This window comes from Hymenobacter armeniacus (assembly GCF_014699055.1).
GTDB classification, from domain to species: domain Bacteria; phylum Bacteroidota; class Bacteroidia; order Cytophagales; family Hymenobacteraceae; genus Hymenobacter; species Hymenobacter armeniacus.
On the sequence record NZ_JACXAC010000003.1, the window covers coordinates 362,983 to 375,820 of the forward strand.

Consider the following 12,838-nt stretch of genomic DNA (forward strand, 5'->3'; position numbering starts at 1 on the left):
GTTGCCTCAAATACATTTTTTAATGTTTTTTTAAGACAACGTTCAGGTTACAAACGCTTGACGCTCGACGGGCCCGTGGAGTCCATGTCCACGTTTTTGGGCTGGCCGCTGTAGGCAATTTCGCTGGCGCCCACGGCTTCGCCCTTAATGCTTTCGGTCACGTTCACGCGGGCTTTGCACACGCCGGCCACTTCCACGGTGGCGGTGCGGGTTTGCAGGTTGGCGGCGGCCAGCTCGCAGGCCCCGGCGGCGTCGAGGTCCAGCACGTCGGCCTGGCCGGTGGCGGTGGTGCGGCAGGCACCGGCTTGGTTGAGTTTCAGGGTGCCGTAGTTGCCATTGAGGCGCAGGTGGCTGGCGCCGGCCTGCTCCACGCGCAGCTCGTCTTGGCGGTCGAAGCCGCCGAGGTCGGCCTGCACCGAGCCGGCCAGCTCGATGCGCTCGATGCGGGGCATATCGACGACGATGAGGACTTTCTTTTCGTCGTTGCTCCAGCGGCGGCCGAAGAGGGAGGTGTTGTTGCGGGACTTGATTTGCAGCTCGTCGCCGTCGCGCTCCACCCGGATGTCGCTGAGCACGCCCTCGTTGCCGGCGGCTTCAATCTTGAAGGCGTCGCCGTGGCGCACCACCACGCGGTAGCCGCCCACCACGCTCACCCGGTTGAAGCCGGACTCGTCGAAGTTGCGGCGGCCGCCGCCGTAGCTGTTCAGGTCGGTGTCGAAGGACGGGGCGCCGCCGTAGTTCAGCGTGATGCCGCCTTTGCTGTCGTCGCCGTCGTTGTCCTCGTCGCCGTTGTCGCCGTTGCTGTCATCGATGTCAATGTTCCCGTCCGAGTCGTCCTCGTCTTTGCCCAGCTGCTCGTCGGTGCAGCCAATGCATTCCAGCTTGTTGCCGTTGAGGCGGTAGCGGTGCTGCTCGGGGTCTTCGGGGCGGCGGTTGTCCACGAAGTTGTCGTCGCCGAGCAGGTCGTAGGCAAAGTCGCGGCTGAGGCGGAAGGTGCGGTCGCGGGGCAGGCGCAGGGTCACGGTCAGCTCCTGGTTGCGGTAGCGGGCATCGGGCAGGAAGGAGAAATGGTCGTCAAGCACCAGCGAAGAGTCGCCGCTGGTCCGCACCGTGTAGTCGATGCTGGTGAGGGCGTTGCGCCGGGCCACGGCCTCGCTCGAGCCCTTTGCGCCCATGGTGCGCAGCACTTCCAGCACGCTGCCGCTGTCGGCGGCGGCCAGGCGCAGGTCCACGTGCTGCTCCCATTGGCGGTCAACGTGGCGGGCATCCAGCAGCAGCACCGGCGTGCTAAGCTTGGGGAAACGCTCCAGCTGTTCCACCTGGGCATCGTACTGATACTCGCGGCTTTGCTGGGCCACGGCCGTCACCACGCCCACCACGCTCAGCAGCCACAGACCCAGCAGCGACAAGCTCACCGTGCGGTTCATGAACGAGTGGCGGAACAGCAGGTTGAGCCCGCCCAGCAGCAGCGACAGGGCCGGAATGCCCAGGGCCAGGAAGCCGGCCAGCAGGCCCCACTGGGGCACGCCGTTCAGCATCACGTGGGCCGGGGCGTCGCCCAGCACAATGTTCTGGGAGTGGGGCAGCAGGCCGATGCCGGCGCCCAGGCCAATGGCCAGCGCCACCAGCAGGCCAAAGCCCGTGAGGGTGAGCAGAATGCCGGCCACCACCCGGATGGACGAGCCCACGAAGTTGACGGCCGGCTGCAAGGTGCGGGCCGCGTCCTCCACGAAAGCGCCCACGGGGCGGTTGGTGGTGGCGGGGCCGTCTTGGGCAAAGGCGTTGTTGCGGGCGCTGCTGTCAAAGCTTTCGAGCGTGATGTCGTCGCCGCGCATGCGCAGCTTGTCCGAGACCGTTTTGGCCTCGGGCAAGACTATCCAGAGAATGATGTAGAGCAGGAAGGTGAAGCCGCCCGCAAACAAGCCGGCCAGCAAAATCACGCGCACCAGGGTCACGTCGATGTTGAAGTAGGCGGCCAGGCCGGCGGCCACGCCCGCCACCTTGCCGGTGCCGGTATCGCGAAACAAGCGGCGGCCGGCCAGCGGGCCCGTGTTCAGCAGGGCTTCGGGGTGGGCGGGCGCATCGTAGCGCTTGGGCAGCAAAATCCAGAGAATGATGTAGCCCAGTACCACCCAGCCGCCGAAGTCGACCCGACTGTTGTGCCGCGACCAGATGTTGACGGCCGGCAGGGAAATGGTGCCGAACACGAAGGCCAGGCGAATCCAGAGGGGGTTCACGGCGAAGTATTGGGCAATGCCCGCGGCCACGCCCGCAATCTTGCGGTTGGCCATGTCGCGGTACAGGCGCTTGGGGCCGGTTTCCGTGGCGGCCGTGGCGGCGGGGGGCACCGCCGTGGCGGCGCCGCCGAAGCCGGCCGAAGCGTTGGCCGACGAGCCCGCGGCGTACGCCGTTTCGGGGGCTTCGTCGTCCTCGTCGGCGTCGGGGGCGAAGTCGCTCACGCGGCCCATCTTGGCCATCATGGCGTTCACGTCGTCCAGCGTGATGACCTGCTGCATGGGGGAGAGGCGCACCGAAAAGAGCTCGGCAATGCGGCCCTCGATGTCGGCCACGATGTCCTCGTGGCCGCGGTAGTTGGCAAAGTGCGCTTTCACTTCGGCCAGGTAGCGGCTGAGCACCTCAAAACCGTCTTCCTCGATGTGAAAGATAATCCCTTGCAGGTTGATGCTGATGTTCTTTTTCATGGTAAATGGCTGAAAAACGGCCGTTTAATGCTGGTGAGTGGGGAAGGAAAAAGACGGAACTCAGGCAACTGGCTTGGGTGGCGCGCTGTGCCGGATGATGCCCACCGACGTGGCCATTTCCTCCCAGGTGTCGCGCAGCTCGTTGAGGAACTGGCGACCGGTATCGGTCAGGGTGTAGTATTTGCGGGGCGGGCCGCTGGTGCTCTCCTTCCAGACATAGTCCAGGAGCGAGGCGTTTTTCAGGCGCGTCAGGAGCGGGTAGAGGGTGCCCTCCACCACTATCATGCGGGCCGAAGTCAGCTCCTCCAGCATGTCGGAGGCGTAGGCTTCGCCGCGGGCGATGATTTCCAGAATGCAGAACTCAAGGATTCCCTTGCGCATCTGAACCTGGGTGTTCTCGAGTTTCATGGGCGTTGCGAATTACTAGTGGGTGAGAAACAGTACAAATGTATGGTAGGTACTTTGCAACGCAAGGTACTGGATGAATAATTCATTGCTATTAGGTAAAAAAATATTTTACCCATTGATAATCAGCAGGAAAATTTTCGAAAATATTTTGCCGGCCACTGGCTTCTCATAAATGGCAAGGGCCGTCGACGCCTTGCCCAACTGGCCGGACGGCCGTGCGCTCAGGGCAGGGGCGGGGCCATCCGGGCCGGTGGGCGCCGCCGTATATGGCCGGGGCGGGCCGCGGGCCGCAGTTGGCCCGAAATTCGCGGGCGGTACGCACTATCTTGGAGTAACTTGCGTTGCGACGGCGCAAAACCTCTTCACTACCTTTCTATGTCCCAACTTTCCTCGGCTGCCCGCGGGCTGCTTGTGCTGGGTGCCACGGTTGCGCTGGCCTTGCCGGCAGCGGCTCAAACCAAAGCGCCCAAATACAGCAACGAATTCCTCAACCTTGGCGTGGGCGCCCGCGCCCTGGGCATGGGCAAGGTGCAGGTGAGCCTGGCCAGCGACGCCACTTCCGGCTACTGGAACCCGGCCGGCCTGGCCAACCAAACCCGCAAATACGACGCGGTGCTGATGCACTCCGAGCTGTTTTCGGGCATCGTGAAAAACGATTACGCGGCTTTCTCGACCCCGCTCGACGACAAAAGCGCCATTGGCGTGAGCGTGATGCGCCTGGGCGTGGACAACATTGCCGACACCCGCTCCCTGCTCGACGAATACGGCGGCGTGCACTACGACCGAATCACCTACTTCTCGGTGGCCGACTACGCCCTGCTGGTATCGTACGCCCGCAAGGTGAGCCAGGTGGAGGGCTTGAGCGTGGGCGCCAACGCCAAAATCATCTACCGCAACGTCGGCAACTTCGGCAAAGGCTACGGTTTTGGCATCGACGCGGGCGTGCAGTACAACCACAAGGGCTGGAACATGGGCCTGATGGCGCGCGACATCACCACCACGTTCACGCAGTGGACCATCAACGCCGACGAGTACCGCAAGGGCCTCACCAGCACCCTGGCCAAAACGGACACCATCCCGACCAACAGCGCCGAAATCACGCTGCCGCGCCTCGTGCTGGGCATTGGCCGGCGCGTGGAGCTGCCCAAGCAGTTTTCGGCCCTGCTGGCCGTGGACCTGGAAGCCACCACCGACGGCAAGCGCAACACGCTGGTTTCGAGCAGCGCCGTGAGCGTGGACCCGCGCGTGGGCCTGGAAATCGGCTACAAAAACCTGGTGTTCTTGCGCGGCGGCGCCGGCAACTTTCAGAAGATTCAAAGCTTCACCAAAAACGCCAACAACGAGTACGAAAGCAATTGGAAGGGGCAGTACAGCCTGGGCGCCGGCGTGGCCGTCAGCGGCCTGCGCGTCGACCTGGCGCTGTCGCGCCTGGCCGTGGAAAAGCTGGGCAGCACTTCCCAAACCAACTCGCTGATTGTGTCGCTCGGCTACGGCTTTAAATAAACCCGGGCGGGCAGCCTTGCCGTGGGCCGGGCTGTCCGTTGTTTAACGATGTCAATATCTACCAGAGAAAATATGTGTAAAAACTACGTGCAGTCGTCGCCGCGTTGGGGGTTGTGGGTGCTGGCATTGGTCATGTGGCTGGGCTGGGCCCCGGCACGCGCGCAAACCCCGGCCCAGGTCGGCAACGAGTGGATTGTACCGGGCCAGACGTATTACAAGGTTAAAATCCTGAAAGACGGCCTCTATAAGCTCGACTATCAGTACCTGACCCAGGCCGGCATCACGGGCGTGGCTCCCAACCAACTCCAAATCTGGCGCCGAGGCCGCGAGATAGCCACGTACGTAGGGGGCAACCAGACCTCGTTGGACCCCACGTCCTTCATCGAGTTCTACGCCGTGCACAACGACGGCAAGCTCGACGTGGAACTCTACAAGCGCCCGCAAGACCAGCCTCACCAGTACTACAATTACTACACCGACACGGCCAGCTACTTCATCACCTGGAAGGCGGGGGTGCAGGGGCGGCACATGGCCCAGCCCACGGCTGCTGGCGGGGCGGTGCACCCGCACCGCATTCACAACCAGCTCAACCTGCGAATCGGCTTTTACATTGAGTTGCCTAAATCGGTGGACGTGTACCTGCCCTGGGTGGAGCCCGCCGAAGGCTATTTCAACGGCGGCGGCATTCGGCTGCTGAACGATTCGTTGATTCGAAGCATAGCATCGACCGGCCCGGCCCCTAGGCTCGAGGTGCAGTTGTATGGTGCCACAAACTCCACTTCGCCCTCGGCGCATGCCGTGCAGGTGCAGGTGGGGCCTTCCAACCGCATGCGCAGCCTCGGGGTGATGCGGTGGAGCGGGCGCGTGCCTTATCGCCAGACGTTCACGTTGCAGCGCTCCGATTTTGTCAACGACACGGTGCGCGTTACCACGTGGAAAGATGCTTCGGCGTTGCCGGGTGATGATTTTTACTCTTCTTACGTGCGCTTCATCGTGCCGCAGAATAACCGGTGGTTCAAAAACCGGCACAGTGTGATGTTCCAAAACGATTCCACACTGGCCGGGCCGGCTACCTACGAGTACGAGAACGATTCCATCCCAGCCACCGTGGCAGGCTACGACGTGCAGGACCTCTACAACGTGCAGCGCGTGGTGAGCACCGCCAGCGGCACGCGCCGCCGCTTCGTGTTTCCGGACGCCAACGCCGCGGCCACCCACACCCTGCTGCTGACCGACGAGGCCACGACCCCGCGCCCGCCGCTGCCGGCTCGCCGCGTCACGTTTCGGACCATCAACCCGGCGTTGGCCAACTTCATCATCATCACGCACCCGCAGCTGATGAAGCCGGCCGCCGGCGCCACCAACGCCGCCCTGGAGTACGCCAAGTACCGCGCCAATCCCGGGGCCGGCTTGCAGCGCTATGACACGCTGATGGTGACCACCTTTCAACTCTATGACCAGTTTGGCTACGGCGACCGGTCGTGGCTGGCCATGCGGCACTTTGCCCGCTGGATGGCTGCGGCCAGCCCGGCTGGCAGCCAGCGCTACCTGCTGTTGCTAGGCAAAGGCATTGAACCCGCCAATGGGGGCGGCTTCTTTTTAACCGACATCCGGGTAGCCCCGCGCACCCTTGGCGAGCGCGGCATTGACTTGGTGCCCACCAGCACCCGGTCGGTGTCGGATAACCTGCTTACGGCCGATTTTGCCAACAACGACTTCGCAGCCAAACTCAACACCGGCCGCCTTACCGTTACCACGCCGGCGCAGGTGATGGTGTATCTGAGCAAGCTGCGCGAATACGAGAGGGCCGGCGACCAGCCCTGGCGGAAAAATGTGCTGCACCTGACGGGTGGCCTCCGGGCCAATGAGTTTGTGCCGTTCCGAACCTACGTGGACAAGTACAAGCAGCACGTGGAAAGCCCCCTGTTTGGGGGGCGAGTGGTGAAGACCTTCGAGCGGTTGATTGTTAACCCGACCAGTGGCCCATCCCTGCTGGTAGACGCCGATATTTCCCAAGAACTCAACGCCGGCCTGGGCGTAATTCAGTATTTTGGGCACGGTTCGAACACCTCGTTTGCCCTCGACATTGGCACGCCCACCAAAAACCCGACATACAACAACGCCGGCAAGTATCCGGTGATGATGTACGACGGCTGCTTTGCCGGCAACCTCTACGTCAATTCGCCCACGTTTTTCGAAGACTGGCTGTTTTCGGCCAACAAAGGCGCCATTGGCTGCATGGGCACCACGGGCTTCGGCTTCGACGGCTACTTGGATATCTCCAAAGACCTGTACACCAAGCTGCTCTACAACGACCCAACTTGGTTCGGCAAGCCCTTCACGGCCGTCTACAACGAAACCGTGCGGCAGTTACAGCGCGCCCCGAATGGCGTGTTCAATCCGGCTTCCAATCCGGACGACATCGCCACCGAGCAACTGCTGGGCACCGTGTGGCACGGCGACCCCACCATTACGCTGTACGCGCCGGCGCTGCCCGATTTCCAGGTGAGCAACGCCACGCTCGGCATCCGGCCCGTGGCACCGGACCTGACCGTAACGGCCAACTCCAGTACTTTCTCGCTACTCATCGGCGTAAGCAACCCGCGCCGCGTCACCACCGACTCGGTGCGGATTCGGGTGACGCGCACCGTGGGTTCCAACGCTCCGCTGGTGTACACCAAGGCCTTCGCACAGGGCCTGCAAGGCAACGCCACCTACGACTTCCGATTACCAAGCCCGGCGGGCGTCAACGTGTTTGGTGTCAATGCTTTTAAAGTGGAAATCGACTACAACAACGTCGTGGCCGAAAGCGACGAAACCAACAACATTGCGTTCATCAACTACACTTTTCTGCGGGGCGGTGTAACTACCCTGCACCCGGTAGAATTTGCCATCGTGGGCAACAGCACGCCCCGCTTGGTGGCCCAGACCAACGACCCGCTGGGTACCTCCCGAGTCTACGAGTTTGAAGCCGATACCAGCGCGGCGTTTGGCAGCTCCCTGAAGCGGGCTTCCGGCCCCGTAACGGCCACCCTCACGCCCAGCTGGCGGCCCACGCTGCCTTCGGTGGCCGGGCGCGACAGTGTAGTGTGGTACTGGCGCGTGCGCTTCCAGGCGCCTACGGCCGACGAAGACCCGAACTGGGCCGTGAGCTCGTTCCGCATCATTCAGGGCCGCGCCGCCGGCGGGTGGTCGCAAAGCCACTTTGCCCAGTTCCGGCGCGACCAGCGCACCGGCGTGGAAGTGTCGCCGTCCGGCCACTGGGCTTTCAGCACCGAAAACGCGCCCTTGCTGTTTCGCACCGTGGGCGGCGGCCTGCCGGGCGCGGCGGCCACTTTTCCAAGCACGTCAGGGTTGGGCATCATTGCCAACGCGCTGGCGCCGCCTGCGCTCAACCTGTGCGGCCGCAACACGCCCAACCTGCTGGTGGCCGTGTACGACGAGCGCACCCTGCGGCCCATCACGGGCCTGCCGGCGCCGGCGGTGTGTGGCCAGGCACCTCAGCAGTTTTACATTTTCGGCAGCGACCCTGCCCCCGGCAACGCCGGCGATACGCTGAACACGCTCAACAACAGCGCGGCACGCCAAGCGCAGTTGTCCGCCTTCTTGGCAGCCGTGCCCGATGGCGCCTACGTGGCCGTGGTGAGCATGAACCGCTTGCGTTGGGCCAGCATCGGGCCGGTGCGCGCCGCGCTAAGCACGTTGCTGGGCTCGCAGTTGGTGAGCCAGCTGCAAAACGGCGACCCCTTCACGCTGCTGGCGCAGAAGCGCGCTGGCGGCGGCCGCCTGATACGCGAGCAAGGCCCCAGCACCGCCACGGCCGCCGGCCCGCGCTACAGCCAAATCATCAGCTTCTCGGATACGTTGCGCACGCCCACCACGCGCGGCACCATCACGTCGGTGCGCATTGGCCCGGCCAAGAGCTGGGAAAACCTCTACCACTGGATTCAGCGGGAGCCCAATGCCACGAGCAGCTATACCCTCAAGGTGATTGGCATCGACACGCTGGGCAACAGCCAGGTGCTGGTGGCCAGCGTGCCGGCCGGCTCGCCCAGCCGCGGCGGCTACTCGCTGAGCACGATTTCGGCCCGCCAGTACCCCAACCTGCAGCTGGAACTGACCATGCAGGACACAGCCCGCCGTCAGGCGCCGCAGCTGAAAGAGTGGTTCATTACCTACCAGGGCGTGCCCGAAGGGGTGGTGCGCCGCGACCTGGCCCAACCCGCCAACATCTACGACCCCGCCACCCTTACGGCACAGGTGCTGGGCACGGGTACTCTCAGCATCCCGGTGGTGTTTGAGAACGTGACGCCCTTCAGCTTTGGCACGCCGCTGCGGGCCAAGGTGGAGCTGACCCAGGGCAACGTGACGCGCCCGCCGGTGTACGTCACGCTTCCGCGCCAGGTCAAGGGCGATTCCGTTGTGACGTACCTGGCCAAAGTGCCCATGCTGGGCGTGTTTGGCTGCTACACCACGAAAGTGACCGTGAACCCCACGCCGAACGCGCAGCCCGAACAAAACCTGTTCAACAACGAGTTGAACCTGGCCCAGTTCTGCGTGGCTGACCCCAACCTGCCGCCGGTGCTGGACGTGGCCGTCGACGGCCGCCACATCCTCAACGGCGAGCTGGTGTCGGCGCGGCCGGTCATCACCATTCAGCTGAAGGACGAAGACAAGCTGCGCCACATCACCAGCGCGTCGGCCTTCACGGTCACGCTGCAGGGGCCGGGCCAGGCCGGCGCCGGCACGCCCGTGAACCTGTCGGGCAGCAACGTGCGCTTCACCGTCGACACCAGCAACGGCAGCCTGGCCACGCTCACCTACGAGCCCGGCCAAAGCGCCCCGCTGGCCGATGGCATGTACACGCTGAAAGTGCAGGGCCGCGACCCCAGCAACTCGGCCGCCGGCACGCAGGAGTTCCAGGTGAAATTTGAAGTGGTGAGCACCTCGCAGATTTCCAACGTGTACCCGTACCCCAACCCGGTGGTGAGCAAGGCCCGCTTCGTGTTCACCCTGACCGGCCAGCAGCTGCCCACCAACATGAAAATCCAGATTATGAGCCTCACCGGCCGCGTGGTCCGCGAGATTTTCATGAGCGAGCTGGGCCCGCTGCACATCGGCAACAACATCTCGGAATACGCCTGGGACGGCACCGACACCTACGGCGACCGCCTCGCCAACGGCACCTACCTCTACCGCGTGGCGCTGGACGACCCCAACGGCGACTTCAAGCACCGCGCCACCGCCGGCGACCAGGCCTTTAAAAACGACTGGGGCAAGCTGGTGCTCATGCGGTAGCACCTGCGCCGGCAAGCAAAAAAGGCAGCCTCATCAGGCTGCCTTTTTTGTTGTGATGACTCCGCGTGCTTTAGCGCCGCCGCAGCGTCACGAAGCTGAAGGCGTAGGCGTGCTGCTCGTCGGCCTCGTGGCGCTCGCGGGTTTCTTCGCGCCATTCGGTGGGGCTCAGCGCTGGGAAAAAGGCATCGCCCTCGAAGCTATGGTGCACCTCGGTGAGGTAAATGACGTCGGCGGCGGGCAGGGCTTCCTTGTATATTTCTCCGCCGCCGATGACGCACACTTCCTCGTCAAGCTCGCGGGCACGGTCCAGCGCGGCCAGCACGGAGGCCGCGGTTTCGCAGCCGGGCGCGCTCCAGCCGGCCTGGCGCGTGATGACGATGTTGGGGCGTTTGGGCAGGGCCTTGCCCAGGCTGTCGTAGGTGCGGCGGCCCATCACCACGGGGTGGCCCAGCGTGAGGCGTTTGAAATGCTGCAAATCGGCGGGCAGGCGGCCCCAGGGCAGTTCGCCCTTGGCGCCGATAACGCCGTTTTCAGCCACGGCCACTACAAAAGAAACCATCGGTTTGTCTGGTTAAAATGAAAAAGGACCCGCGTGCTGCGCAGCTTACGCAGGCAGTTTAAACCCGCGCAGCAGTGCGGCCACGGGCATGCGCTTCTTGCCTTCCAGCTGCACGTCCAGCAAATCGAGCCAGGCATCGGCCGCGGCCACGCGCATGAACGTGCGGCCATCGGAAGCCCAGGTGCCGGGCGCGGCCAGGGGGGCGCCGGCTTCGTCGGCGGACAGCGCTTTCGCGCGGAAAATCTTCAGCAGGCGGCCATCGGGCAGGGCCGCGAAGGCGGTGAGGATGGGGGAGAGGCCGCGCACCCAGTTCACCAGCTCGGCAGCCGGGCGCGTGAAATCGAGCCGGCCGGTTTCCTTCTGCAGCTTGGGCGCGGGGCGCAGGTCGGCGCGCATTTCCTGGGGGATGCTGGGGGCCGTGCCGGCGGCAATGGCCTCCACCGAGCGGCGAGCCAGGGCCGCGCCCACGTGCTTCAGCTTGCCGTAAAGGCTGCCAAAGTCGTCGTCGGGCGCAATGGGCACCCGCTCCTGCAAAATCAGGTCGCCGGTGTCGATTTCGTGGCGCAGGAAGAAGGACGTCACGCCCGTTTCCTGGTCGCCGTGCATCAGGGCCCAGTTGATGGGGGCCGCGCCGCGGTACTGCGGCAACAGCGAGCCGTGAATGTTGATGGAGCCCAGCCGGGGCATGTTCCATACCGCCTCGGGCAGCATGCGAAACGCCACCACCACCTGCAAATCGGCGGCGTAGCTCTTCAATTCGGCTTGAAATTCCGGCGACTTCAGGTTGGTGGGCTGCAGCACGGGCAGGCCGTGGGCCTCGGCCGCCACCTTCACCGCCGAAGCCTGCAGCTGCCGGCCGCGCCCGGCGGGCCGGTCCGGCGCCGTGACGACGGCCACCACCTGCCCACCGGGCCAGGCCAGCAGGCTTTCCAGGGTGGGCACGGCAAAATCGGGGGTGCCCATGAAAATCAGGCGGAGGGGTGCATTCATGGGGCAAAGAAAACGCCGGGCCCGTGAAAGGCCGCGCCACCTACCGCTCCGGGTAGAGCAGGTACTTTTTCCGCAGCGTCCTGAACCGGTCCAGGCCCGGCTTCCACGAGGCGCGGATATCGGCTTCGCTCTTGCCCGCTAGTATCTGCTCGCGCAGCGCCGTGGTGCCCGACAACTCCTCGAAATACTTGCCGAAGAAATGCGCCTTGTCGGTGCTTTGCTGGTAAAAGTCGAGCAGGTATTTCAGCACCAGGCCGCCGTTTTCGCGGGCGGGGGCGCTGGCCAGGTTGAGGCCGTAGCAGAGCTGGCCTTTCATGGGCGGCGTGGGCGAGCCGGGGTTGGGCGCGGGCGTGAACGAATACGGCCGCGATGCCGGCTGCGAGGGGCTGCCAATGACCTCAAATGGCGTGCTGGTGCCGCGCCCCACGCTCACGTTGGTGCCCTCAAACAGGCAGATGCTGGGGTAGAGCCGCACGGCGTGGTCGGTGGGCAGGTTGGGGGAGGGGCGCACGGGCAGGTGGTAGGCCGTGGCGTGGGTGTAGCCGCTGGCCAGCGGAATGACGGTGAGCTGGCAGCGCCGGCCGCCGGCCAGCCACTTTTCGCCGTTTATCATCTGGGCCAGCTCGCCCACGGTGAGGCCGTGGGCAATGGGCAGCGGGTCGAGGCCGACGAAGGATTGGTGGGCCGACTCGCGCATGGGGCCGTCCACGAGGTCGCCGTTGGGGTTGGGGCGGTCGAGCACGATGACGGGCTTTTTCAGCTCCGCTGCGGCCTCCATCACGTAGTGCAGCGTGCTGATGAAGGTGTAGAAGCGGGCACCCACGTCCTGAATATCAAACACCAGCACGTCGACGTCGGCTAGCATTTCGGGCGAGGGCTTCTTGGTTTTGCCGTACACCGAGCGCACGGCCACGCCGCTGCGGGCATCGCGCCCGTCCTTAATGGTGGCGCCGTCGGCTTCTTCGCCCCGAAAGCCGTGCTCGGGCGCGAAAATGGCCGTCACGTTCACGCCGCGAGCTTTGAGCGTGTCAACGAGAAAGGCATTGCCCACCCGCGAGGTTTGATTGATGACGAGGCCAACGCGCTTGCCTTTCAGCAGCGGCAGGTACTTATCCAGCCGCTGCGCGCCCACGGTCACGGCCGGAGCCGGGGCGGCCGGGGCCGTGCTAGGAGGCGTGGTTTGGGGGGCGGAAGCCTGCCCGGCCGGGGCCGAAGTGGCGCAGGCGGGCAAAGCCAGCAGCGACGTAAGGAGGAATTTTGCGGAAAAGCCGAGCATGAAACAGGGGAAAGGAAAGTAAAAAAAGCGTCCAACGCATTGGCGCACACAATGAGAGCGCGCAGCGTGGCCGGAACGCGCCGGAAACGTAGCTTTACGGTC

7 protein-coding genes are annotated in these 12,838 nt (G+C 64.4%); 2 read left to right on the top strand and 5 right to left on the bottom strand.

What is annotated here, in order from left to right:
* Window positions 1-47: 47 nt before the first annotated feature.
* Window positions 48-2,702: a PspC domain-containing protein gene (locus IC234_RS09850; RefSeq protein WP_190923992.1), complete on the bottom strand. Its 2,655-nt coding sequence runs from the start codon at window positions 2,700-2,702 to the stop codon at window positions 48-50.
* 60 nt (window positions 2,703-2,762) lie between these two features.
* A complete protein-coding gene (locus tag IC234_RS09855; RefSeq protein ID WP_190923994.1) occupies window positions 2,763-3,110 on the bottom strand; it encodes a PadR family transcriptional regulator in 348 nt (115 codons plus the stop codon).
* Between the two features lie 375 nt (window positions 3,111-3,485).
* Between IC234_RS09855 and IC234_RS09860 the strand changes: the two genes are divergently transcribed.
* Both IC234_RS09860 and porU2 read left to right on the top strand, forming a co-directional pair.
* Window positions 3,486-4,613, top strand: a complete 1,128-nt coding sequence (locus IC234_RS09860; protein WP_190923996.1) for a putative type IX sorting system protein PorV2 — start codon at window positions 3,486-3,488, stop codon at window positions 4,611-4,613.
* A 72-nt stretch (window positions 4,614-4,685) separates the two neighbouring features.
* A complete protein-coding gene (gene porU2 / locus IC234_RS09865) occupies window positions 4,686-9,911 on the top strand; it encodes a putative type IX secretion system sortase PorU2 (protein ID WP_190923998.1) in 5,226 nt (1,741 codons plus the stop codon).
* 70 nt (window positions 9,912-9,981) lie between these two features.
* On the opposite strand, the gene IC234_RS09870 is transcribed toward porU2, so the two are convergent.
* From IC234_RS09870 to IC234_RS09880, 3 genes are read right to left on the bottom strand one after another with little or no spacing between them, the layout of a single operon-like run.
* Complete coding sequence (locus IC234_RS09870; RefSeq protein ID WP_190924000.1) at window positions 9,982-10,470, bottom strand: dihydrofolate reductase; 489 nt, start codon at window positions 10,468-10,470, stop codon at window positions 9,982-9,984.
* 45 nt (window positions 10,471-10,515) lie between these two features.
* Entirely contained in the window at window positions 10,516-11,460 is a 945-nt protein-coding gene (gene fmt / locus IC234_RS09875) for a methionyl-tRNA formyltransferase (protein ID WP_190924002.1), read from the bottom strand.
* Window positions 11,461-11,500: 40 nt separating this feature from the next.
* The gene (locus IC234_RS09880) at window positions 11,501-12,736 is read right to left on the bottom strand and encodes an exo-beta-N-acetylmuramidase NamZ family protein (RefSeq protein ID WP_190924004.1); all 1,236 of its coding nucleotides are present in this window, start codon (window positions 12,734-12,736) and stop codon (window positions 11,501-11,503) included.
* Window positions 12,737-12,838: the final 102 nt, after the last annotated feature.